The organism is Erythrobacter sp. JB1-7 (genome assembly GCF_057365015.1).
Genome location: NZ_CP200291.1, coordinates 1,438,673 through 1,462,139, shown reverse-complemented (window position 1 = coordinate 1,462,139; position 23,467 = coordinate 1,438,673). Strand labels below are relative to the sequence as shown.

19 protein-coding genes and 1 pseudogene are annotated in these 23,467 nt (G+C 56.1%); 10 read left to right on the top strand and 10 right to left on the bottom strand.

Features of this window, described 5'->3' with window-relative positions:
* Positions 1-23: 23 nt before the first annotated feature.
* A pseudogene (mutS, locus tag AC0V6W_RS07020) lies at positions 24-2,644 on the bottom strand (DNA mismatch repair protein MutS).
* 158 nt (positions 2,645-2,802) lie between these two features.
* On the opposite strand from mutS, the gene AC0V6W_RS07015 reads away from it, so the two are divergent.
* Positions 2,803-5,064 carry an NADP-dependent malic enzyme gene (locus AC0V6W_RS07015; RefSeq protein WP_486148508.1) on the top strand — a complete coding sequence of 754 codons (2,262 nt, stop codon included), beginning with the start codon at positions 2,803-2,805 and terminating at the stop codon, positions 5,062-5,064.
* A 37-nt stretch (positions 5,065-5,101) separates the two neighbouring features.
* On the opposite strand, the gene AC0V6W_RS07010 is transcribed toward AC0V6W_RS07015, so the two are convergent.
* Entirely contained in the window at positions 5,102-5,854 is a 753-nt protein-coding gene (locus AC0V6W_RS07010; RefSeq protein ID WP_486148506.1) for a DUF3592 domain-containing protein, read from the bottom strand.
* A 29-nt stretch (positions 5,855-5,883) separates the two neighbouring features.
* Complete coding sequence (gene trmB / locus AC0V6W_RS07005) at positions 5,884-6,588, bottom strand: tRNA (guanine(46)-N(7))-methyltransferase TrmB (RefSeq protein WP_486148504.1); 705 nt, start codon at positions 6,586-6,588, stop codon at positions 5,884-5,886.
* Between the two features lie 105 nt (positions 6,589-6,693).
* Between trmB and AC0V6W_RS07000 the strand changes: the two genes are divergently transcribed.
* Positions 6,694-7,929, top strand: coding sequence for a mechanosensitive ion channel family protein (locus AC0V6W_RS07000; RefSeq protein WP_486148502.1), 1,236 nt, complete (start codon positions 6,694-6,696; stop codon positions 7,927-7,929).
* Between the two features lie 221 nt (positions 7,930-8,150).
* Here the strand turns inward: AC0V6W_RS07000 and ctrA are convergent, their stop codons facing one another.
* The 3 genes from ctrA to lptB form a co-directional block, all read right to left on the bottom strand.
* Positions 8,151-8,846 carry a response regulator transcription factor CtrA gene (ctrA, locus tag AC0V6W_RS06995; protein ID WP_298305869.1) on the bottom strand — a complete coding sequence of 232 codons (696 nt, stop codon included), beginning with the start codon at positions 8,844-8,846 and terminating at the stop codon, positions 8,151-8,153.
* Between the two features lie 206 nt (positions 8,847-9,052).
* Positions 9,053-10,573: an RNA polymerase factor sigma-54 gene (rpoN, locus tag AC0V6W_RS06990; RefSeq protein ID WP_486148499.1), complete on the bottom strand. Its 1,521-nt coding sequence runs from the start codon at positions 10,571-10,573 to the stop codon at positions 9,053-9,055.
* Positions 10,574-10,582: 9 nt separating this feature from the next.
* Entirely contained in the window at positions 10,583-11,353 is a 771-nt protein-coding gene (lptB, locus tag AC0V6W_RS06985; protein WP_486151484.1) for an LPS export ABC transporter ATP-binding protein, read from the bottom strand.
* 302 nt (positions 11,354-11,655) lie between these two features.
* On the opposite strand from lptB, the gene AC0V6W_RS06980 reads away from it, so the two are divergent.
* On the top strand, positions 11,656-12,051 hold the full coding sequence (locus tag AC0V6W_RS06980) for a hypothetical protein (protein WP_486148497.1): 396 nt from the start codon (positions 11,656-11,658) through the stop codon (positions 12,049-12,051).
* A gap of 63 nt (positions 12,052-12,114) precedes the next feature.
* Here the strand turns inward: AC0V6W_RS06980 and ppa are convergent, their stop codons facing one another.
* Entirely contained in the window at positions 12,115-12,642 is a 528-nt protein-coding gene (gene ppa / locus AC0V6W_RS06975; protein ID WP_486148495.1) for an inorganic diphosphatase, read from the bottom strand.
* A gap of 137 nt (positions 12,643-12,779) precedes the next feature.
* Between ppa and hisS the strand changes: the two genes are divergently transcribed.
* The 7 genes from hisS (at position 12,780) to AC0V6W_RS06940 (ending at position 21,559) form a co-directional block, all read left to right on the top strand.
* Positions 12,780-14,033: a histidine--tRNA ligase gene (gene hisS / locus AC0V6W_RS06970; protein WP_486148493.1), complete on the top strand. Its 1,254-nt coding sequence runs from the start codon at positions 12,780-12,782 to the stop codon at positions 14,031-14,033.
* Positions 14,034-14,136: 103 nt separating this feature from the next.
* A complete protein-coding gene (gene prfA / locus AC0V6W_RS06965) occupies positions 14,137-15,204 on the top strand; it encodes a peptide chain release factor 1 (RefSeq protein WP_486148491.1) in 1,068 nt (355 codons plus the stop codon).
* Complete coding sequence (gene prmC, locus AC0V6W_RS06960) at positions 15,201-16,040, top strand: peptide chain release factor N(5)-glutamine methyltransferase (protein ID WP_486148489.1); 840 nt, start codon at positions 15,201-15,203, stop codon at positions 16,038-16,040. Before prfA ends, prmC begins: the two co-directional genes overlap by 4 nt.
* A 224-nt stretch (positions 16,041-16,264) precedes the next feature.
* Positions 16,265-16,909, top strand: a complete 645-nt coding sequence (locus AC0V6W_RS06955) for a DUF4167 domain-containing protein (RefSeq protein ID WP_486148487.1) — start codon at positions 16,265-16,267, stop codon at positions 16,907-16,909.
* 3 nt (positions 16,910-16,912) lie between these two features.
* Positions 16,913-18,583, top strand: a complete 1,671-nt coding sequence (gene lnt / locus AC0V6W_RS06950; RefSeq protein ID WP_486148485.1) for an apolipoprotein N-acyltransferase — start codon at positions 16,913-16,915, stop codon at positions 18,581-18,583.
* Between the two features lie 74 nt (positions 18,584-18,657).
* Entirely contained in the window at positions 18,658-19,905 is a 1,248-nt protein-coding gene (gene metK / locus AC0V6W_RS06945; protein ID WP_486148483.1) for a methionine adenosyltransferase, read from the top strand.
* 439 nt (positions 19,906-20,344) lie between these two features.
* Entirely contained in the window at positions 20,345-21,559 is a 1,215-nt protein-coding gene (locus AC0V6W_RS06940; RefSeq protein ID WP_486148481.1) for a hypothetical protein, read from the top strand.
* 18 nt (positions 21,560-21,577) lie between these two features.
* Here the strand turns inward: AC0V6W_RS06940 and AC0V6W_RS06935 are convergent, their stop codons facing one another.
* From AC0V6W_RS06935 to AC0V6W_RS06925, 3 genes are read right to left on the bottom strand one after another with little or no spacing between them, the layout of a single operon-like run.
* Positions 21,578-22,048, bottom strand: coding sequence for a DUF2269 family protein (locus AC0V6W_RS06935; RefSeq protein ID WP_486148479.1), 471 nt, complete (start codon positions 22,046-22,048; stop codon positions 21,578-21,580).
* 24 nt (positions 22,049-22,072) lie between these two features.
* A complete protein-coding gene (locus tag AC0V6W_RS06930; RefSeq protein WP_486148477.1) occupies positions 22,073-22,726 on the bottom strand; it encodes a CoA transferase subunit B in 654 nt (217 codons plus the stop codon).
* Positions 22,726-23,433, bottom strand: a complete 708-nt coding sequence (locus AC0V6W_RS06925) for a CoA transferase subunit A (protein WP_486148475.1) — start codon at positions 23,431-23,433, stop codon at positions 22,726-22,728. The genes AC0V6W_RS06930 and AC0V6W_RS06925 overlap by 1 nt, the downstream gene beginning before the upstream one ends.
* Between the last annotated feature and the right edge of the window lie 34 nt (positions 23,434-23,467).

Genomic DNA, 23,467 nt, shown 5'->3' with positions numbered 1-23,467 from the left:
CGAGGTTTCTAGCCCATGAGCGGTTAAGGTTTCGTAGCCGAAATCTCTCGTTTCCATTGATAGAGCAAATCCAGAGCGTCGCGGGGGGATAGGCTGTCCAGTTCCGTGTCTTTCAATCGTTCCTCCAGCACGTCCTTGCCAGCGTCCTCGTTCTCGCTTGCCATACTCGCAGCAAACAAAGGCAGCTCTCCAAGCCCTGCCGCAATCCCGCCCGTTTGCGTTCTTGCATCCTCAAGCTTTTCCAGCACTTGGCGGGCGCGTGCGACCACTGGCGCAGGCACACCGGCAAGTTTCGCCACTGCCAGCCCATAGCTGCGATCCGCCGGCCCGCTCGCAAGTTCATGGAGCAGCACCAGATCCCCTTTCCATTCGCGCGCGCGAACATGATGCAGTGAAAGCGCATCGCACTGCTCACCGAGCCGCGCCAGTTCGTGATAATGGGTGGCAAACAGGCAGCGACAGGCAATCTGGGAATGAACCGCTTCAACCACCGCCCACGCCAGCGCCAATCCGTCATATGTTGACGTGCCGCGCCCCACTTCATCCAGTATCACAAAACTTCGGCTGGTGGACTGGGCAAGAATGGCAGCAGTCTCAACCATCTCCACCATGAAAGTCGATCGCCCCCGTGCCAGATTGTCCGACGCGCCAACACGGCTGAACAGACGGTCGACCAGACCGATTTCGGCGCTTTGAGCGGGCACAAAGCATCCCGCCTGCGCAAGCACTACGATCAAGGCGTTCTGGCGCAGAAACGTTGATTTACCGCCCATATTGGGGCCGCCGATCAGCCATAGCCGATCATTTTCGTGGAGTCCGCAATCATTCGCGACAAAGCGATCGCCGGTTTTGGCAAGAGCGTTCTCGACCACTGGATGCCGGCCGCCTTTGATATCCAGCATGGTGTCGGGGCTGATATTGGGGCGGCACCAGTCGCTTTCGGAGGCGCGTTCGGCAATCCCGGCGGATACATCAATCCGGGCAAGCGCAGAGGCTGTGCCCGCAATCGCCTGGCTGGCCTGCGAAACCGCTTGGGACAATTCCTCGAAATGGGCCTCTTCGGCAGCCAAAGCCCGCCCGCCGCTTTCTGCAATCCGCGCAGCTTCCTCGTGCAGAGCCAGGGAATTGAACCGGACCGCGCCTTTCATTGTCTGACGATGGGTAAACCCGCTTTCAGCTTCCATCAGAGCGTCGGCATGGCGCACAGGCACTTCGATGAAATAGCCTAGCACCCCATTATGTTTGATTTTGAGCGAGGAAATGCCGGTTTCATCGCGGTACCTCGCTTCCATCGCTGCAATGGCCTTGCGCGCATTGCCAGATGTCGCGCGCAATTCATCCAGGCTCGCGTCATAATTTTCTGCGATGTATCCGCCGCCAGATCTATCGGTCGGGGGGAGGCGACAAGGGCGCGGGCCAGCAGATCTTTCAGTGCCCCATGCCCCGACAAGCGCGGCAGCAATTCGCGCAGCAAACCGGGTTGATCGGAAACAGATGAAAGCAAGCCTGAGATGGTTTCCGCTCCGCGCAACCCGTCGCGCACTTGGCCAAGATCGCGCGGACTTCCTCTGCCTGCCGCAATTCTGCCCAAAGCTCTGCCGATGTCAGGCAATTGGCGCAGTTGATCGCGTAAATCTGCTCGTTCAATCGGCCGATCAAGCCAATATTGACCAAGGGCCAATCGGTCTTCGATCAATTGCTGGTCAAACAAAGGTGCTGCGAGATCCTGCGCCAGTTGCCGCGATCCTGCGCCTGTGACACAGCGGTCGACTGCACCAATTAGAGTGCTCGATCTGTCCGATGCCGAACCACTATTGGCGCTTTCGAGGATTTCGAGGCTTACCCGCGTTGCTTCGTCCATTGCCATGCTGGTTGTGCCTGCATGCAATGTGGGAGCAAGAAGCAAGGGCAGATTGCCGCGGCCAACATGATCAAGATAGGCAATAAGTCCTCCGGCCGCAGCGAGCATGGCGCGTGAAAAATCGCCAAACCCGTCAAGCGTTGCAACCTTGTGCACGGCGCAAAGCCGCTCGGTGCCGCGTTCGCTTGAAAATGCGCGTTTGTCATGCGCGGCGTGCGATATGATATCGTGCTCAAACCCTTCGGGCACAACCACTTCGGTGGGGCCGATGCGGGCCAATTCCGCTTGCAGTCCATCAGCAGGGCATTCTCCAAGCACCATCTGGCCGGTAGAGATATCGCAGCTGGCAATGCCGATTATCCCTCGCAAATCGGCGAGTGCTGCGATCACATTCGCTTTGTGCGGCTCCAATAGTGCTTCTTCGGTCAGCGTGCCGGCCGTGACGAAACGCACAATATCGCGAGCAACCAAAGCTTTCGATGAAGGACGGCCCTCGCGTTTGGCCCGCGCTTTGGCTTCGTCTGGTGTCTCAACCTGTTCTGCGATTGCGACCCGGCTGCCTGCTTTTATCAACCGAGCCAAATATCCTTCGGCTGAATGGACCGGCACACCGCACATTGGGACAGGTTCGCCGTCATGTTCGCCGCGAGTCGTCAGAGCGATATTGAGGATTTGTGCCGCCTTAACCGCATCATCAAAGAAAAGCTCGAAAAAATCGCCCATACGATAAAACAGGAGAGAACCTTGCGCTGCCTCCTTAAGCGTAAGGTATTGCTGCATCATTGGTGTTGGGGTGGTGGAACTAGGCATTCGTCAGGACTAGACAGCATGCGAACGATTCGGAAACGGCGGGCATGTGTGTTTCCCCTATCATCTGAGCTGGGCGCGGGTTAAGCGCCCAAAAGGTGGCGAGCATACCCCGCGTGAAGGAAGACATACAAATGGCAGAAGAACCCAAAGGCGGTTTTACCGCGCGCGAAGCGTTATTCTATCACGAAACGATCCGGCCTGGTAAGCTTGAAGTCGTCGCAACCAAGCCGATGACATCGCAGCGCGATCTCAGCCTCGCCTATTCGCCCGGTGTGGCAGTACCTGTCGAAGCGATCGCCGCTGACCCTTCGCTTGCCGCGCGCTACACTGCCCGGTCCAATTTGGTGGCTGTTATCTCTAACGGTTCTGCGATCCTTGGTCTTGGAAATCTGGGTGCGCTGGCCTCGAAACCCGTGATGGAGGGTAAAGCGGTTTTGTTCAAACGCTTTGCCGATGTCGATTCCATTGATATCGAATTGGCCACCGAAGATCCCGAAGCGTTTATCAACGCTGTTGCCCTGATGGAGCCCACCTTTGGCGGCATAAACCTAGAAGACATCAAAGCGCCTGAATGCTTCATCATTGAGGCGGCGCTGCGTGAACGGATGAATATTCCGATCATGCACGATGACCAGCACGGCACAGCGATCATCACAGCGGCCGGCCTACTCAATGCCTGCTACCTTACAGACCGCAAGATTGAGGATGTGAAAGTTGTCGTTAATGGCGCGGGCGCTGCGGCCATTGCCTGCACCGCGCTGATCAAAGCGATGGGTGTGCACCACGACAATGTCATCATGTGCGATCGCAAGGGGCCGATCACAATTGGCCGCGACAATGTTGACCAATGGAAAAGCGCGCATGCGGTGAAAACAGCCGCAACCACTCTTGAAGAAGCGCTGGACGGGGCTGACATCTTTCTGGGGCTCTCGGCAGCAGGGGCGCTGAAACCGGAATGGGTTTCCAAGATGGCGGACAAGCCGATTATCTTCGCAATGGCCAATCCAGTGCCCGAAATCATGCCTGACGAGGCAAAGGCGGTTCGTCCTGATGCGATCATCGCGACCGGACGCAGCGATTTTCCCAATCAGGTTAACAACGTTCTTGGCTTTCCTTTCATCTTCCGCGGTGCGCTTGATGTGCAGGCGACCACGATCAACGAAGAGATGAAAGTTGCCGCGGCAAAAGCCATTGCCGAGCTCGCGCGGGAACGGGTGCCTGAAGAAGTGGTGAGCGCATATGGAAAGAACCAGAAATTCGGCACCGACTATATTATTCCTGCACCTTTTGATCCTCGCTTGATCGAAGTGGTTTCATCGGCAGTTGCCAAGGCTGCGATGGATTCGGGTGTTGCACAATCTCACGTTGAAGACTTTGAACAATACCGAACAGCATTGCGCTCTCGTCTTAATCCAACGACGTCAGTGCTGACCGGGGTATACAACGAGGCCAAGGCTCATCCCAAGCGGATGGTTTTTGCCGAGGCTGAAGAAGACGTGGTACTGCGCGCGGCCATTCAATACCGCGATTTCGGATATGGGACACCGGTCCTGGTTGGCCGGACCAAAGCAGTGGTCGACAAGCTCCATCAGCTTTCGGTTTCCGATCCCGGCAGCTTTGAAATTCAAAACAGCGCAGACAGCCAGCATGTGCCCGCAATGGTGGATTTCCTGTATGAACGCCTGCAAAGACGCGGATACACCGAACGTGATGTGCGGCGAATGGTCAATCAGAACCGCAATATCTTTGCTTCGCTACTTGTGGCGCTTGGACATGGAGACGGAATGATTTCCGGGCTCACAAAGACATTTGCGCAGACAGTGCGCGAAGTGAACATGGTGCTGGATCCCAAGCCTGAGGCCCTGCCATTTGGCATTCACATGCTGCTTGGCAAAAATCATACGACCTTTCTGGCTGACACGACCATCAACGAACGCCCCGATGCGCAGCAATTGGCGCATATCGCGAAAGAAACGGCAGCAGTTGCTCGCCGGATGGGCCATGAACCGCGTGTTGCGTTTCTGTCCTATTCCACTTTCGGCAATCCATCGGGTCAGTGGCTGACCAATATCCGCGAGGCTGTGGCGATCCTCGATGCAGAAGATCCCGGCTTTGAATATGAAGGCGAGATGGCACCTGATGCTGCTTTGAACACCAAAGTCATGGAGCTGTACCCGTTCAGCCGTCTCTCTGCGCCTGCCAATGTGTTGATTATGCCGGGGCTGCAATCGGCCAATCTTTCCGCAAAACTGCTGAGGGAATTGGGCAGCAATACGACTGTGGGCCCGATGTTGATAGGAATGGAAAAACCAGTGCAAATTGCGCCAATGACCGCGATTGCGCCCGATGTTCTAACTCTGGCCGTTTTGGCAAGCGCGGGCGTTGTGGGCTAACCTACAGCGCGCAAGGTCGCTCGTTTCATTGCGAATATCAACGCGGCAGCCCGCGCCCCGGTGGTATCCACGGCGCTTGTTGCCGGTGATGCGTGTTTGAATGGCGGGCGCTCGCCACATCCACATGCCCCTTCGAAGGTTTGGTGGGCGCGACATAAACTGTGACTTTATCGCCCTTCTGGATAGTAAGAGGCCGTTCCCAAAGCATCTCACTTTTGTATGTCTTTATGGTCCCCGTTTTGGGGTGTTTGGCAGCCGCTTTCACTCTCCATGGATTGGACCCATTGATGGTTATCCGCGTGTCTTTAGCTACCGAAGTGGTTGTTCCTTCAATTGCGATCCCGTGCAATTTAAGTTGCTTGATCCGATACCGGCTCCAGGTTGGAAGGCCTGCCAAAATAGCGCCGATCGCCACAAAAAGGCCTCCCATTGCGGCAAAGATCATCGGCAGAAGATGCCGGTCGAAAAACGAGTCGATAATTGCAGAGTTGGAGTTTTCTGGATCATAGATAACCGTGACCCTCTCGCCGACAGCATATTGAGAATTCGAACTGCTGACATCGCTCGAAAATACGTGGCGGACGCCGCGGTCGTCGCGATACTGAACTCTTGGGCGAAACATGGCATCGCCATCAGAATCTGTGCGGCGCTCAACTTCGATGACTGTTCCCACGGTTGAAGTTCCTGCCGCGGCAAACTGATGATCCGACCAAAAAAACCAGAGCCCAATAGAAGCAAAAAAACCGCCAAAAACAGCGACGAAAATTCCCTTTTTTTCAAGGCTTTTCATCTTTCTCGCCTTTGCAAAGTCTTCGCAGACTAGGCCTTACGGCGAAATCTGAAATACCAAACTTCATGACCGAAAGTCTCGCGCGCTTTGGTTTCGTAGCGTGTCTCGCACCATCCACTGGGGCGATTTTGCCAGCTCGCCGGCCCATCCGCGACCCATTCAAATTGATCAGTGAAACGCTGCATCACCATCAGAGCATGACGTAAATACACCGCGTGATCGGTGCCAAAGCGAAATTCGCCTCCTGGTTTCAATTTGTCTGCGATCATCTGCACCGGCCCATCATTCACCATTCGGCGTTTTGCATGGCGCGATTTGGGCCAGGGATCAGGATGCAGCAAATACAGCATCGTTAGTGCGCCGTCAGGCACGCGTTTCAAGACTTCCAGCGCATCGCCATGATGCAGGCGCACATTGGCAAGCCTTTGCTCCTCAATATGGCCCAAAGCTTGCGCGACGCCGTTTACATAGGGTTCTGCGCCGATAAACCCATGATTAGGAAGCATATCAGCCCGGTAGGCAAGATGCTCTCCTCCGCCGAAACCGATCTCGAAATGCAGTGGGCAGGGCTCTCCGAACAAGGCTTGCGCTGTGACATCTCCATCTTGAGGCACCGAAATCTGCGGCAAAAGATTGTCGATCAGGCCTTGCTGGCGTTCGCGCAAAGGCTTGCCAATGCTTCGGCCATACAGCCGGTTGAGAGTGGTGGGGTCGCCTTGTTTGAATGCAGTCATAACGCCAAGCCGCTTGCGCGAGCGCTTAAAATTTGTCCAGTCCCATCAAGGTCGTCGCAGCCAAGGGTTGAGCGATAGCACTGCTTACCGCTATCGCGCCAAGTAATGGACCAATTTAACACATTTCTCTCCGCGCAGCCCATCTGGGCGCAGACCGCTATCGGTTTGACCATCCTTATCTTGACGGCAGTGGTAGTTAACTACGTGCTGAAACACGTGATCCTGCGGGCAGCAAAGCCGTGGTTGGACGAAAAAACCGACACGATAGACAAAGCTGCAGCGTGGCTTGCCACAGCGATACCTTTGCTGATCATCTCACGCGGCATTCAAACGGTGCCGCACCTTGCAGCCGACATAAGCACTGTAATCAGGAATGTCGCACAGGCCCTGATCGTCATGTCCTTTGCGATGGCAATCGTGAAAGGACTTACCTACGCCAACGAGCTCTATGAACGCCAGCCGCGTGCCCGTGACCGCCCGATCAAAGGCTTTGTCCAGCTTCTGAAGATCATTATTCTTTGCGGGGCTGCGATCATTCTGATTTCAGTTCTGATCGATCAGTCGCCGCTGCTCCTGCTGTCGGGTCTGGGCGCGATAACGGCAGTGCTTTTGCTGGTGTTCAAAGACACCATTCTCAGCCTTGTGGCGAGCGTGCAGCTGTCGACCAATGACATGCTGCGAGTAGGCGACTGGATCACAATGAACAGTATGGATGCTGATGGGGATGTGATCGATATCTCTTTGCACACGGTGAAAGTGCAGAATTTCGATAAGACGATCACAACCATTCCAACGCACCGGCTCGTTTCAGATGCCTTTCGCAATTGGCGCGGTATGACCGACGCGGGTGGTCGCCGAATCAAACGGTCTTTGATGATTGATCAAAGCTCGATCCGCTTTCTGGACGATGATGAGGTCGTTGCGCTCAAACGGTTCAAGATGCTGAAGGACTATCTCGTCGCCAAGCGCGAGGAGATTGCGGAGTGGAACACGCGCGAACTATCCGGCGAAGATGCTCCCGTGAACGCCAGACGTTTGACGAATTTTGGCACTTTCCGCGCATATGTCGGCGCCTATCTGGCGTGGCATCCAAGGCTTGAACCGAACAATTTTACGATGATGGTCCGGCAATTGCCGCCAAGCGCGCAGGGCACACCTTTGGAGCTGTATTGTTTTACCGACACCACCAATTGGAGCGAGTTTGAAACGATCCAGGCGGATATATTCGATCATCTGATTGCTATCGTGCCGGAATTCGGTCTCAAGCTGTTCCAGGAGCCAACCGGGGGCGATTTTGCGAAGGCTGCCCAAATGGTGACGGAAGATCAGGATGGGGCCTAGAAAGGGCTGACCTAAGGGCTGGAGCAACCACGTTCTGCAAATCGCACCATTTGCGCCAACACAAAGAAAAACGCCCGAAGCGTGGGGCTCCGGGCGTTTGTTTCACAGAAGACCGAATTCGTGAAATTCGGACCGCAGGCGATCAGCCGTTCTGATCGCATGCAGAAAACCCCTTCGGGCGCGGATCAAAGGACGCATGAGGCGTCCCGAAGGCGAGCGGATCAAGCCGCTTCGACTTCTTCTTGCGGATCGCGCAGAACATATCCGCGACCCCAAACGGTTTCGATGTAGTTTTCCCCGCCGCAAGCATGGCTCAATTTCTTGCGCAGCTTGCAAATGAAGACGTCGATAATTTTGAGTTCCGGCTCATCCATACCGCCGTAAAGGTGGTTGAGGAACATTTCTTTGGTGAGGGTCGTGCCTTTGCGCAAGCTGAGCAGCTCAAGCATGGCATATTCTTTACCCGTCAGATGAACCCGTGCGCTGTCCACTTCGACAGTTTTCGCATCAAGATTGACTGCCAGTTTGCCCGTGCGAATGATCGATTGGCTGTGACCTTTCGATCGGCGCACAACAGCATGGATGCGGGCAACCAATTCTTCACGATGGAAGGGTTTGGTCACGTAATCGTCAGCGCCAAAACCGAAGGACCGGATTTTGCTGTCCATTTCGGCAATGCCAGACAAGATAAGAACAGGCGTTTGCACTTTGGCGACGCGCAGTTTTTTGAGCACATCATAGCCGTGCATATCCGGCAGATTCAGGTCGAGCAGGATGATGTCGTAATCATACAGTTTACCCAGATCGAGGCCTTCTTCGCCCAGATCGGTGGAGTAAACATTAAAGCCTTCTGTCGTCAGCATAAGCTCGATGGCTTTTGCTGTGGTCGGCTCGTCTTCAATCAACAGCACTCGCATTGCTGGTCCCCTATTTGCCCTGTGTTAGGCGAAAAATTGGCAATCGGTTGACTTGGTAACCCCTCGGTAAGAGGTGTTGTCATGTATTAACCACACAAGTTCTGAACGGAAAAGGTTAATTTAGCGTAAACCAAGGGTTTCCCACGAGTCGCAGGGGTTAACACGTAGGGCCGTTGGAGCCGCTATCTGCCCATTCATGGCATCGATCAAATGCCGTCCAGCTTCTTTTGGCGCCGTCTTTGAGCGCTGGAGCCAATTCCTGCGGCCTCGCGATATTTGGCAACGGTTCTGCGAGCAAGGTCGAACCCTTCACCTTTAAGCAGGTCGACCAGTTTTTGATCCGACAGCACTTTTTTCGGATCTTCTTCATCTGTCAGCGCTTTGATACGCGCCTTGATCGCCTCAGATGATGCGCCTTCGCCATCGCTTGATGCCACGCCGCTGGAAAAGAAGTATTTCAGTTCAAAGCAACCCCGGTCGCAAGACAGGAATTTGTTGCTGGTCACCCGGCTGACAGTGCTTTCATGCATCTCGATCTGCTCAGCAACCTCGCGCAGGGTCAAGGGACGCAATTCAGACACGCCCTTTCGGAAAAACCCGTCCTGTTGCTTTACGATTTCGGCAGCGGTTTTCAGGATTGTCTTTTGACGTTGGTCCAATGCGCGGATCAACCAATGCGCATCCGCCAGCTTTTCTTTAAGCCACCCTTGCGCCTCGGCAGATTGGCTGCCTGCGCCCACTTCGACGTAATAATCGCGATTAACCACCAGCCGCGGCAGGGTCTCCTCGTTGAGCTTTATATCCCATCCGCCCTTGCCATTGTCAGCTAACAGAATGTCCGGAACGATGGCTCCGCCGCTGTTTTGAGCAAAAGCGAGGCCTGGCTTGGGATCGTATTGCCGCAATTCACGCAGCATGTCGGCGAAATCTTCATCATCCACCTTGCAAATCCGTTTTAGCCGCTGAACCTCGCCCCTGCCAAGCAATTCCAGATTATCAAGCAGGCGAGCCATGCAGGGATCATAGCGATCCGCTTCTTTCGCCTGAATGGCGAGGCATTCGGCCAGATCACGCGCGCCGACCCCGGAGGGATCAAGTGTGTGGACGACCGCCAAAGCTCGCTCTGCAGAAGCCAGATCAATACCCAGATCATAAGCAATGTCGCGCAGATCAAACGGTAGCCAGCCTGTATCATCAAGCATACCGATCAGATGACTGGCGATAAATGCCTCGCGCTCATGGCTCGAGGCAGCTCCCACTTGTTGGCGCAGATGATCGCCCAAAGTAATGTCTGCGGACTGTGTGGCTTCGAGGTCTGGTAGCTCGCTATCGCCGCCAGCGACGCCGCCTGCTGCTCCCGCGCTCCAATCCGCGTCATTGCTGGGAGCAGCGGCATCGCCGATGCGCGCACCATCGCCAGTATCCACGTCGCGGTCCAATGCGCCAGTGTCCAGATCAAGCGGCGCTTCGCTTTCGCCTTGGGCCTGCCCTATCAATTGGTCTGCGGTAAATTCTTCGCGCGGGATATCGTCGCCATCACCCGGTGCATCCGAGGCTTCGCTTTGCGTGTTGCCCACTTCCAGCAGCGGATTGGCTTCCAATGCGTCGCCAATAAAGGTCTCGATTTCGAGGTTGGAGGCAGCCAGAAGCTTGATCGCCTGCTGCAATTGCGGCGTCATCACAAGCGATTGGGATTGCCTGAGGTCGAGGCGCGGACCTAGAGCCATAAATATCCGTTAGAGCGTAAAGCTCTCACCAAGATAAAGCCGGCGTACGTTTTCATCCGCGACGAGCTCTTGCGGGGAGCCGGCAAACAGCACTTGCCCGCCATAAATGATGCAGGCCCTGTCGACGATATCGAGCGTCTCGCGGACATTGTGATCGGTGATAAGCACGCCAATGCCGCGTTGTTTTAGATCTTTTACCAGATCACGAATATCGCTGATGGATAAGGGGTCGATCCCGGCAAAGGGTTCATCAAGCAGCATGATGGACGGTTTAGCCGCAAGCGCACGGGCAATTTCGCAGCGTCTGCGCTCACCGCCTGACAAGGCCATGGCGGCGCTGTCACGCAGACGGGTAAGGCCGAATTCGCTCAGCAGCCGCTCCAATTCTGCTTTGCGGGTCTCGCCATCGGGTTCAACCATTTCGAGCACGCAATTGATATTCTGCTCAACAGTCATTCCGCGAAAGATGCTGGTTTCCTGCGGAAGATAGCCCAATCCCAGGATAGCGCGGCGATACATCGGCAATTTGGTTACGTCTTCGCCATCCATCAGGATGCGACCGGAATCAGGCCGGACCAGGCCCATGATCGAATAAAAGCAGGTGGTCTTACCAGCGCCATTGGGACCAAGCAGGCCCAGAACCTCACCTTTGGCGACGGTCAAGGAAATGTCGCTTAGGACGCTGCGTTTGTCATAACTTTTGGCAATTGAGATAACTTCCAGCCCGCCGTCGGCCACGACGCTTTCCTGCGGGGTAAGGGTATCAGCAGAGGCAGCCATCTCGTTCATATGATCCCTCTTAGCACCTATACCTTACCAGAAAAGGGTGCAGAGCTACCTATTGACCGATTCTGGCAGGATTTTTGCTTTGCCGTTGCGAGAGAGCTGCACGAGCTTTGCAAATTTTATCAGGTCACTGTGCAGCGTCGCTAAGGCGCACTTCAAAAAGCTCGATAATCCAGCTCATTGCGGGGTTTGAATTGCGCCAAACGCAAGGTTCTGAGAATTTGGTTACTGCGCTTGCAACTCGGCGTTGTCTTTGAGATACTCTCATCGACTAATTTCCGTTGGGGAGCGGTGCAATGAACAATCGTGTGCAAGACACAAAGTTTGCCCAGACAGCGCAAATGGCGGGAGAGAAATCCCGGCGGGAACGCGATTGGCGTCGCTCGATGAGCGATAATGTCGCCTATGCTCTCCTCGTTTACACAGGCTTGCAGATTTTCGTGACAGTCAAGGCCTTGGCGCAAGGATCCGCATCAATTCTGCCTTATGTTGCCCTTATCATTCTTGTCGCGGGGATTATCCCGGCTTGCCGCTGGTTTGAACGCCGCTGGGCCAGCTTGACTGACGATGATGCAATTGACCCTGCTTTTGGCGGCGCTTTCCGGCGCGATGTGATTGCCCTCTGGCTGCTCGCGATTGGTCTGCCGTTTGCTTTGACGGCCATATTCAAGGCCGTTTTCCCCGCAGGATAAGCGGGCTGCGCGCTGGGAGGGCTTATTCCTCAAGCGCGCGCTAAACCTGCCGCGATCCCTTGATCACCCTTTTGCGCGCTCGATTGCTTCGACTACAATTTGCCGCGCTTCATTGGCATCGCCCCATTTGCCGACACGCACCCATTTTTCTGCTTCCAGATCCTTGTAGTGGGTAAAGAAGTGCTCGATCTGCTGGAATATGATCGACGGCAAATCCTTGGTCTCGCCTACGTCCGAATAATACGGGAACGTTGTATCAACCGGCACACAGATCAGCTTTTCATCGCCGCCATGTTCATCTTCAAGGTTAAGCACGCCGATGGGCCGCGCGCGCACAACGCAGCCTGCGATGAAGGGAGAGCGCGAAATCACAAGCGCATCCAGCGGATCGCCATCCGGGCTCAAAGTATGGGGCACAAACCCGTAATTGGCGGGATAGCGCATAGGTGTGTGCAGAATGCGGTCCACAAACAATGCGCCTGATTCTTTGTCGAATTCATATTTTACCGGTTCGCCGCCCGTGGGCACTTCGATAATGACATTGAGTTCTTCAGGAGGGTTTTCGCCAGTGGGAATCTTGTCGATGCGCATAATAGGATCCTGTGTTGCATGGCTCTTCGGGCCAGCGTGAGTTGACGGTCTGCCCCTCTCCCAAAAGGCTTCGGCTGGCGCTTAGCGGAGTGTTGAGGATTGCGAAAGACCTCCCTTGGTCGTAATCGCTCGTCCTTATGAGTAAGAACACACCCAAAGCAATCAGAGGCACGCAGGACATATTCGGCGCGGATGCAGAGGCGTTTGCATTTGTCGTCGAGACTTTTGAACGAGTGCGCAAACTTTACCGCTTCAGCCGGGCGGAATTTCCGGTGTTCGAAAAAACCGAGGTGTTTGCCCGCTCTCTAGGAGAAACGACCGATGTTGTGTCGAAAGAAATGTACTCTTTCGATGATCGCGGTGGCACTTCTCTCACGCTGCGCCCGGAATTCACCGCCGGGATCGCGCGCGCTTATCTGACCAATGGCTGGCAGCAATACGCGCCGTTAAAGCTGGCAACGCACGGCCCTTTGTTCCGTTACGAACGCCCGCAAAAGGGCCGTTATCGCCAGTTTCACCAGATCGATGCAGAGATTGTCGGCGCAGGCGAACCGCAAGCGGATGTCGAACTACTCGCCATGGCGGATCAATTGCTGCGCAAGCTTGGCATCGAAGGCGTGACTTTGCACCTTAATACATTGGGCGATGCAAATAGCCGTGAGGCGTGGCGCGCTGGCCTGATCGAATATTTTGGGAAAGTTCGCGGCGATTTGTCCGAAGACAGCCAAGAGCGGCTGGAGAAGAACCCCTTGCGCATTCTGGATAGCAAGGACCCGCGAGACAAAGTGTTTTTGGCCGACGCACCCAAGATTGACGAATTCTTGTCCGATGAAGCGCTTGCCTTTTTTGAAAGCGTGACAAGCGGTCTGGATGCGGCTGGCGTAAAATGGACACGCGCGGAAAGCCTCGTGCGCGGCCTCGATTATTACCGGCACACCGCGTTTGAATTTATCCCTGATGAGGGTTCCGCAGCGGCCGAGGCTTTGGGCGCGCAAAGCACGGTACTGGGCGGCGGGCGCTATGACGGACTTATGGAAAGCCTTGGCGGGCCAGCGACGCCTGCGGTCGGCTGGGCTGCGGGTATTGAGCGGCTCGCTATGCTGGTTGGGGAGCGGGGCGAGGCAAAACTGGACGTCGCGATTGCTTTGGAAGACGATACGCTTCTTGCCAACGCACAACGCATTGTAAGCGACCTTCGCGGCGCTGGATTTTCCGTGGAGCTACTTGCCACCAATTCTCCGCGCAAAAGATTTGACCGGGCGGCAAAATTGGATGCCTCTGTCTTAACGTCCTTACGCAGACAGAATGACGAACCATCGTATTTTTCGAAGGGTGGATTGAACGAACAAGACGACGAACGAATTTCCGCGATTTTTTCGCGGCACCTATAGCCCATTTGTCATCCCCGCGAAGGCGGGGATCAAGAAGCTTTAAATGGCAGCGACATCCGTAGGCTGGATTCCCGCCTTCGCGGGAATGACGTAGAGAGTAAGAATGCAAATCCCACCCGAACGCCTTGATCAGATCGCCAATCGCTTTGCCGAGCTTGAAGCGCGCATGGCGTCGGGCACGCTTGAGGGCGATGAATTTGTCCGCGCGAGCCGTGATTATGCAGAGTTGGAGCCAGTCGCCAAAACTGCGGCTGACGTGAAGGCCATGCGCGAAGAGATTGGCGGCCTCGAAGATATGCTCGCCGATCCTGAAATGAAAGCGATGGCAGAAGAAGAGCTTGCTGAACTGCGCGCGGGCCTGCCAGACAAGGAACGCGCGCTTGCGATCGCATTGCTTCCCCGCGATGCCGCTGATAGCAAGCCTGCCATGCTCGAAATTCGCGCTGGCACAGGCGGGGACGAGGCGGCTTTGTTCGCCGGTGATCTCTACCGGATGTATGAACGCTTTGCCGCTGAAAATGGCTGGAAGGTTGAGCCTGTCAGCATGAACGCTTCTGAAGTTGGCGGATTTAAAGAGATTGTCGCCAACGTGACGGGCGCAGGTGTGTTTGCAAAACTCAAATTCGAAAGCGGCGTGCACCGCGTCCAGCGCGTGCCAGTGACCGAAAGCGGCGGGCGTATTCACACATCGGCTGCGACTGTGGCGGTTCTGCCGGAACCCGATGATGTGGATGTGCGGATTGATCCGGGCGATTTGAAAATTGATACCTATCGTGCAAGCGGGGCAGGCGGCCAGCACGTCAACACAACTGACAGCGCGATCCGCATCACGCATGGGCCAACAGGTTTAGTCGTGACCTGTCAGGACGGGCGCAGCCAGCACAAGAACAAGGAAAAAGCGATGCAGGTTCTGCGGGCGCGATTGTTCGAGAAAACCCGCGATGAGGCGCAAGGCGCGGAGGCTGAGGCGCGCAAGGCTATGGTCGGATCAGGCGACCGCTCAGAACGCATCCGGACCTACAATTTTCCGCAAGGCCGCGTGACCGATCACCGTATCGGTCTGACTTTGCACAAGCTTGAAGAGGTGCTCGCAGGTCCGGGGCTCTTGGAATTGACAGATGCGCTTATTTCCGAGGACGAGGCAAAGCGGCTGGCGGCATTGGCGCAATGAAGATCGCCGACGCGCTGCGAGAAGCGGCGGCTCAGCTGTCCGAAACCTCTGACACCGCGCGCCTTGATGCTGAATTGCTCATGGCGCATGCATTGGATGTCAGCCGATCAGACATGCTGCTGCGGCACACTGATAAGCCTGCGCCAGTTGGATTTGCTGAGCTTGCGCAAAGGCGCCTGAAATACGAGCCCATCGCCTACATTACCGGATGGACCGAATTTTATGGTCGGCGATTTGATGTAGGGCCGGGTGTGCTGATCCCGCGCGGCGACAGTGAGGTCTTGGTCGAGGCGGCACTGGAAGTGTGCCCAAATCCGCAGCAAGTGTTGGATCTGGGAACAGGGTCGGGAGCGCTCTTACTCACAATCTTGTGCGAAAAACCGGGCGCATCAGGTTTGGGCGTGGATGCATCATCTGCGGCGATCGAATTTGCACAGCACAATGCAGGTAAACTCGAAACTGCAGGCGATTTAGCGCTGGCGGCGCCTCTGCTTTTTCAAAAAGCTGATTGGACTGAGCCTGATTGGGCGAATGGTCTCGGATCGTTCGATCTGATCCTCTGCAATCCCCCATATGTCGAAACGTCGGCGCCACTTGATCGCGACGTGCGCGATTTTGAGCCAGCATCGGCTTTGTTTGCTGGAGCTGACGGGCTTGATGACTACCGCATATTGATCCCTCGACTGCGCGCATTGCTGATGGATCGGGGCACCGCTCTGTTCGAAATTGGACACACACAGGCCGATGCCGTGACACATTTGGCCTATGATTCAGGCTTTGCTGTTGAGATGCGCCGTGATCTGGCAGGCAGACCGCGCGTTCTTATCCTTTCCTAAGGAAAACGCGCCTAGGGCTTGGCAAAGCGGGCGATGCTCGCTAGCAAAGAATCAGGTCACGATTAGCGACAAGCGCAAATCGCTGAACCAAGCTCCAAATCTCGCTCAGAACGGCCGTCAGGGCATGCCCTTGGCCAGCATAGCGCGGAGCGTGCTCTTTTGGGGTCTTTAGGCCGGTTGCGCGCCATCAGGTGCGCCGGGCCGTTGGTGAGGAACATTTTCCTTTGAATAACAATCGTAACAATCGTCGTCGTGGTCGCGGAAATCGCAACAATCAGGGCGGCGCACACAGTCAGAACCGGATCGACAGCCGTGCGCGCGGAAATGCGCCGCAATTGCTCGATAAGTACAAGAAAATGGCGCAGGACGCTCAGCACAATGGCGACCGGGTTCAGGCTGAATATTACCTGCAGTTTGCCGATCACTATTTCCGGGTCATCGCCGATAACAAAGCGCGTCAGGACGAGGCGCGGGCCAAGCGTAACGAAGAACGCGGCGAAAATGCCAGTGACGATAGCGAAGATGGCGAAGACAGCGGCAATCGCCGCCGCAACAACAACCGCCGAGGACGCTCACGCCGCGATGATGCAGACGCGATTGCCGAAGGTGAAATGGGCAGCGAAGGTGAAGCCGCGAATGACGGCGATGCGCAGGGCGACGAAAGCGAAGAGCCCAAGCGCAGGCCGCGCAAACCTCGCGGTGAAGGGCGCAGCGAAACCAAGACCGAGGCAAGAACTCCGCGCCGCAAACCACGGGTGTCTAAACCGCGCGATGAGGATGACAGTTCTGGTGAACTTGACCAATCTGTTCTTCCGCCAGCCATCGGTTCAGATGATGACAGCGACGACAGTCTTGAGGCCGTCGGTTAATTCATGACAGCCCGCACAGGTGTGGGTGCAATGAACCGTAAGCTTACGAACAACCCGCTCAGGCCAATTGTAGAGTTCGCTCAGGCATGGCCCAAGCTGACAGCTTTGCTGCTCGGGCTGGTGACCGCCTTTGGGTATCCTCCATTCCACGCATGGTGGCTGGCCATTCCCGCTTTGGCAGCGGCCATTGCACACTGGCATGCCGCCCCTTCATGGAAAGCGGCATGGGGACGCGGATTTCTCTTTGGCTGGGCGCATTTGACGCTCGCCAACAATTGGATTGCAACCGCTTTCACACATCAGGCGAACATGCCGGAATTTCTTGGCTGGCTCGCTGTACCTCTGCTGTGCATTTATTTGGCGATCTATCCAGCTATTGCCGTTTTGGCAGGGCATCTGCTGAGCCGAAAATGGATAGGCGATAAAGCAGGTTTTCTGGCTTTTGCCGCCGCGCTGGCCGGTGCCTGGATCATCATGGAGTGGGCAAGAGGCTGGATGTTCACCGGCTACCCCTGGCCGCCGCTTGGGTTATTGCTTTTGGGCGGCTGGCAAACCTCAGGTATTGGTGGTCTTCTGCCATGGATGGGAACTTATGCCCTTTCTGGTCTGACGATCCTGCTGGCAGCGGCCAGCAGGGGCATCTTTGCGGCGCGGCGTTGGTTGTTTGGATCATTGTGGGTGCTGGTCATCGTGGGCGGGATGCTGCATCCTCTCACCGCACCCGCTAAGCCCCCATTGCAAGGCATTCGTTACGCTCTCATCCAACCTCTTATCCCGCAAGATGAAATCAATGATGGCACAAAATTCGAAGAGCAGTTTCAGCGCATTTCAGATCTGACATTACCGGGACGCGGTGAGGAGCGGCTAGTATTGTGGCCAGAAAGCGCGATTCCTGACTACCTCGAAGATGGCTATCCACAGCGTTATTATGCCAGGATGACAGCGGGCGCTGATCCCAAATTTGCGCGCGGGCGCATTGGCAGCGTGATTGGACCGGATGCTGCCCTTCTCACAGGGGTAGTCAATCTCGATATAGGAATGGGCAGCGCTGGCTTTCCCACTGCCGTCACTGCGCGCAATTCGGTTCTCGGTTTGAATGGTGAGGGTGACATCACTCACCATTATGCCAAGGCGCATCTTGTGCCTTATGGCGAGTATTTGCCGCTTGACTGGGTGTTAGAGCCAATCGGTTTGACCCGGCTAACCTCTGGCACAATTGACTATATGCCAGGCCCCGGCCCGCAAACTCTCGACCTTGGGAATTTCGGCAAGGCGGGGGTCCAGATATGCTATGAGATTGTCTTTTCCGGGCATGTGGTCGATCGGGAAAATCGGCCCGATTACATTTTTAATCCCTCAAACGATGGCTGGTTTGGCACTTGGGGCCCTCCGCAGCATTTGGCCCAGGCCCGGATGCGCGCGCTTGAAGAAGGTCTGCCTGTTTTGCGGTCAACCACGACCGGTATCAGCGCGGTGATCAACGCCTCGGGAATAGTGCTTAAAACTGTACCATCGGGCAAAGCAGGGCGATTGGATGGCCTGATACCAGCCGCACATGAACCGACACTCTTCGCGCGTTTCGGGCACGTTTTGACATGGGGTTGGGCGGCGCTGTTTTTGCTGATGGGCTTGGGCATACCAAGACTGCTTGCGCTGCGCGCAGCACGCAGCTAGGGCTTTGCGAAAGACATAAAGGTTTCCTTATATCATACGGAGGCCGACCCGTTTGCTATTGCTCAGGAGCATCCATGCGCAGCGATTATCTGTTCACTTCCGAAAGCGTTTCCGAAGGCCATCCCGACAAAGTTTCGGATCAAATCTCGGATGCCATTGTTGATCTGATGCTTGCCAAGGACGCCGAGGCGCGTGTGGCTTGTGAGACCATGACCACCACTCAGCGCGTCGTTCTGTCGGGCGAAATTCGGTGCAAGCCGATGTATGATCTGTCGCGCGAAGAGTGGAAATACAACAATTACTGGGCACCTGGCGCGCGTGATGAAATCGAAAGTGCGGTTCGCCGGACGGTCGCCGAAATTGGCTATGAGCAATCAGGTTTTCACTGGGAAAGCCTCGTTTTCGAGAATCACCTGCATGGCCAGTCGGCGGAAATCGCCATGGGTGTGGATGCAGGCGATGCCGGGTCCAATAAGGACGAGGGCGCTGGAGACCAGGGCATCATGTTCGGCTTTGCCTGCGATGAAACACCTGACCTGATGCCGGCGACGCTTGATTACAGTCACAAAATCCTCGAGCAGCTCGCTGCCGATCGCAAATCGGGCGCGGCGCCTTTCCTTGAGCCGGATGCCAAAAGCCAGGTCACTTTGCGTTATGAAAGCGGCAAGCCTGTTGGTTGCACCGCCATCGTGGTCTCGACCCAGCACGCCCCCGGCTATCACGAAGGCGAGAAAGAGGCGGAGCTAAAATCCTATGTCAAGGGTGTGGTCTCCAAGATCTTGCCCGCAGGATTTATCACTGACGAGACCGCCTGGCATATCAACCCCACTGGCGCGTTTGAAATTGGCGGACCTGATGGTGATGCAGGCCTGACCGGGCGCAAGATCATTGTCGATACCTATGGCGGTGCCTCGCCCCATGGCGGCGGGGCTTTCAGTGGCAAAGACCCGACCAAGGTCGATCGCAGCGCCGCCTATATCACACGCTATCTAGCAAAGAATGTGGTGGCGGCTGGCCTTGCTCGGCGGTGCACGATCCAGATCGCTTATGCCATTGGCGTCTCGCAGCCTTTGTCGCTTTATGTTGATACCCATGGCACCGCGGCTGAGGGGGTTAATGATGCCAAGATCGAGGCTGCGATTACTGCGATTGACAAGCTGGGCGGTTTGACCCCGCGCGCTATTCGAGAGCACCTTGGGCTGAACAAACCGATCTATCGCAAAAGCGCCGCTTACGGGCATTTTGGCCGGATTGCGGACGGCGATTTCTTTCCTTGGGAACGGGTTGATCTGGTGGATGATCTTAAGGCTTCTTTGGCCTGATCAAAGCCGCTTTTGCGCACAAGAATATCGCTGATTCGCCCCTTTCCTCGTTCATGAAACACATGCTGGGAAAGGGTGTCTCAGGAGTGGGGGAGGGCGCCCTCATTTGTCCGAGCGGTCCGCAGCGGGCGAAGACGGCGGCAAAGAAAAAGTAGCAGAGCATGAGCATGTAGGAAAATGGCTTTTCCCGCCTGCTTTTTGCCTGCCCGCGTTATCCCTCCCGCACCCGCACCCGCACCCGCACCCGCGCCCAATTCTCCCCGCCGCGCCCCAATGCACCCGCCGCTCACGCACCGCGCGCCCAACGCGCTCCAAAACGCTCCAGCCCATGCCTCATAAGGCCCCCCGCCAGCCCGCGCAGCCAGCCCCCCGGTTCGCTAACCCATTGACCTTGGCCGATACCCTGCCATCATCGGGCCGTCACTTGAGGGGGATCACCATGTTCGCACCATCACGCAGCCAGCAGTCATGCGGCCACCTATCGAGCCGCCAGCAGTCACCCAGGCAAAAATCCGGCTGCCAACACCCGCGCCGCCTTCCATTCACCGCTCCGCTTGCACGCGCTGCGCCGGTTGCCGCCATCGCCTGCGCCATCACCGCCGCCGCCGCCATCACCGCGCCTGCCGCCCATGCGCAGCAGCCTATTGAGCTTGAAATCGGTGCCAGCTGGACCCATCCCCACAGCGGCATAATTGTTCCCGATACCCTTGGCGGTTTGCCGCGCGGAGAGGCGACCGAATTCGCGCCCGATTTCCTCAATCTGGGTTTTTCATTCCGCACTGATGAGCCTTACGAGGAACTCTCGCTTTATATCTATCGCCACACCAATGCCGGGCTGCCCGTATGGTTTGAACAATCGCGCAATGCTATTGCTGTGCGCGATGCCTATGCCGGGGCGAGCCTTGCTTTTGGTGTAGAACCGTTTGGCTGGCCGGGTGCGGAAAGCTGGCAAGGCCTGCGCGCTGTCTATGATATGCCCAAAGGCTCGCAGATCAGCAGCACGGCGGTCGCACTGTTTTCGGTTGATGGCTGGTTTGTGAAAATGCGCGCATCATCGCAAAACCGCTCGCCTGAGCAATTGCGCGATTTGATGAACGAGGCATTTGCCGAGCTCACCCCGCCCGAGGCGCAATTTGCGCAGGCCCCGGCGGTTCCGGTTAAAGATTGCGCTGCCAAGCTGCAATTCAAGAAAAAGGCAAAGGATGCCAAACAGGACGCCGGCGCTGCACTGATTGGTGCATTGCTTGGCGGCATGGCGCTGGAAGAGGTTCAAGAAGAGCAAGCCGATGATACGGCCCCGCCGCCGCCTCCTCCCACATGGTGCCGCGATGGTTCGCTCAGCGCCATGCAGGTCGCTTACCGCGCTGATGCTTCGCAGGATTCCTATATCATCGCGCTGAATGATAGCGGCATCGGCGTGTCGGTTGGGCCTGATTGGGGCGCGCAATTGCTGATGGATGACAAAGCCAAATCAAAGAAACCATCGTTTTCAATATCAGTCATCACCGATAGCCAGCGGATCAATTACGTCTCGCAAAACCGTCTGCCATCGTTTGAGCGCGTGCTGGAAATCATCAACGCCAATCGGCGGGTCAGCGCGGCATCAACCTGGGGTGACACAGACGAGGTCGAAATCAGCTCAGACGCGCTTTAGCGCCTGCGCTATGTGCCCCTAAATCGGTTTGGCCACCATCAGCCACAAAATGATGCACAGCGGGGCGGTGCTGATCAGGCCCCATGTGATCCACAACCGCGACAGGCGTTTGTATTGATCGGTTACTCCGTCCTGCGCGGTAAAGGCATTGGCCAGCCGCGCCTGCTTGATCTGGATCGGCACCAGCACAAACAGCCAGATGCATCCGGCAATCACAAACAGGATCTGGCTCCACACCAGCCAGGCATGGTCAAACAGCGAATATCGCATCGCCCATGCCGCGCCATATCCGCCGGTCATCGTGAGGATAATGCCGGGTATCGTCAGGCCAAAATCGGTGCCTGTTACCAGGCGCTGGCCAAATTGGACGATGCGCCAATCGCCATTGCGATCGGCAAACACTTTCCACACTGCGGTGACCGTGATGTTCCCGGCCAGCAGAATAAACCCCAGATAATGGAGGAACTTAAAAGCGAAGATTGATCCCACGCGGCCAAGATTAGCGCGCTCGCTTTACAGCGCAACCTCATAATGCGCCGTGGTGCTTTGCGCGACCTGTTCCTCGGTGATGCCGGGGGCCAGCTCTATCAGGCGAAAAGCCGATGATTTATCCGGGCGGTGGAACACGCCCAGATTGGTGACAATCATATCGACCACATTTTGCCCCGTCAGTGGCAAAGTGCAGGCCGGGATAAATTTGGGATCGCCCGCTTTGCTGGTGTGATCCATCACCACGATGATCTTTTTAACGCCGGCAACCAGATCCATTGCGCCGCCCATGCCTTTGATCATTTTGCCCGGGATCATCCAATTGGCGATATCGCCATTGGCGGCAACTTCCATCGCGCCCAGCACGGTAAGGTCAATATGTCCGCCGCGGATCATTGCAAAACTGGTGGCGCTGTCGAAATAGGCGCTGTGTTCCAGCTCGCTAATGGTTTGCTTGCCCGCATTGATCAGATCGGGGTCTTCCTCTCCTTCATAAGGGAAAGGGCCAATACCCAGCATGCCGTTTTCGCTTTGCAGTGTCACATGCATGCCACCCGGAATATGATTGGCGACCAGCGTGGGAATGCCAATGCCCAGATTGACGTAGTACCCATCCTGCAATTCGCGCGCCGCGCGCGCTGCCATCTGGTCGCGGGTCCAGCCGATTGCATCGCTCATTATGCTGTCTCCCGCTTGCGAGTGGTTCGAAATTCGATTTTCTTGTCATAGGGCGCGCCCACAATCATGCGATTGACGAAGACGCCGGGCAGGTGAATGTCATCAGGCCCAAGCGATCCGGCAGGCACGATTTCCTCCACTTCGGCAATGCACACCTTGCCGCAAGTGGCAGCCGGCTGATTGAAATTGCGCGCGGTCTTGCGGAAAATCAGATTGCCGGTTTCATCGGCCTTCCATGCCTTCACGATGGCAAGATCGGCAAAGATGCCGCGTTCAAGGATGTAATCCTCGCCGTCAAAGCTCTTGATGTCCTTGCCGTCTGCCACCTGCGTGCCCACGCCTGTCTTGGTGTAGAAACCGGGAATGCCAGCCCCGCCTGCGCGCATACGTTCAGCCAGCGTTCCTTGCGGGCAAAATTCCACTTCCAATTCGCCGGAGAGGAACTGGCGTTCAAATTCCTTGTTCTCCCCGACATAGGAAGAGATCATTTTTTTCACTTGCCGGGTGCGCAGCAGTTTGCCGATGCCTTCATCGTCAATGCCGGCATTGTTGCTGGCAAAGGTAAGCCCGGTGACGCCTGTATCGCGGATCGCATCGAGCAGCCTTTCAGGAATACCGCACAGGCCAAACCCTCCGCTGGCGATCAGGATGTCATTGGCGATAACACCGTCCAGTGCGGCGGCGGCATTGGGGTAAAGCTTTGTCATATCAGTCCGTGTTCATGTGTGATCTTGAGCAGGA

Bases quoted from the DNA above. Each gene is read 5' to 3' on its own strand.
- AC0V6W_RS07015 (WP_486148508.1), top strand. From the start codon at position 2,803: ATGGCAGAAGAACCCAAAGGCGGTTTTACCGCGCGCGAAGCGTTATTC.
- AC0V6W_RS07010 (WP_486148506.1), bottom strand. From the start codon at position 5,854: ATGAAAAGCCTTGAAAAAAAGGGAATTTTCGTCGCTGTTTTTGGCGGT.
- trmB (WP_486148504.1), bottom strand. From the start codon at position 6,588: ATGACTGCATTCAAACAAGGCGACCCCACCACTCTCAACCGGCTGTAT.
- AC0V6W_RS07000 (WP_486148502.1), top strand. From the start codon at position 6,694: ATGGACCAATTTAACACATTTCTCTCCGCGCAGCCCATCTGGGCGCAG.
- ctrA (WP_298305869.1), bottom strand. From the start codon at position 8,846: ATGCGAGTGCTGTTGATTGAAGACGAGCCGACCACAGCAAAAGCCATC.
- rpoN (WP_486148499.1), bottom strand. From the start codon at position 10,573: ATGGCTCTAGGTCCGCGCCTCGACCTCAGGCAATCCCAATCGCTTGTG.
- lptB (WP_486151484.1), bottom strand. From the start codon at position 11,353: ATGGCTGCCTCTGCTGATACCCTTACCCCGCAGGAAAGCGTCGTGGCC.
- AC0V6W_RS06980 (WP_486148497.1), top strand. From the start codon at position 11,656: ATGAACAATCGTGTGCAAGACACAAAGTTTGCCCAGACAGCGCAAATG.
- ppa (WP_486148495.1), bottom strand. From the start codon at position 12,642: ATGCGCATCGACAAGATTCCCACTGGCGAAAACCCTCCTGAAGAACTC.
- hisS (WP_486148493.1), top strand. From the start codon at position 12,780: ATGAGTAAGAACACACCCAAAGCAATCAGAGGCACGCAGGACATATTC.
- prfA (WP_486148491.1), top strand. From the start codon at position 14,137: ATGCAAATCCCACCCGAACGCCTTGATCAGATCGCCAATCGCTTTGCC.
- prmC (WP_486148489.1), top strand. From the start codon at position 15,201: ATGAAGATCGCCGACGCGCTGCGAGAAGCGGCGGCTCAGCTGTCCGAA.
- lnt (WP_486148485.1), top strand. From the start codon at position 16,913: ATGACAGCCCGCACAGGTGTGGGTGCAATGAACCGTAAGCTTACGAAC.
- metK (WP_486148483.1), top strand. From the start codon at position 18,658: ATGCGCAGCGATTATCTGTTCACTTCCGAAAGCGTTTCCGAAGGCCAT.
- AC0V6W_RS06940 (WP_486148481.1), top strand. From the start codon at position 20,345: ATGTTCGCACCATCACGCAGCCAGCAGTCATGCGGCCACCTATCGAGC.
- AC0V6W_RS06930 (WP_486148477.1), bottom strand. From the start codon at position 22,726: ATGAGCGATGCAATCGGCTGGACCCGCGACCAGATGGCAGCGCGCGCG.
- AC0V6W_RS06925 (WP_486148475.1), bottom strand. From the start codon at position 23,433: ATGACAAAGCTTTACCCCAATGCCGCCGCCGCACTGGACGGTGTTATC.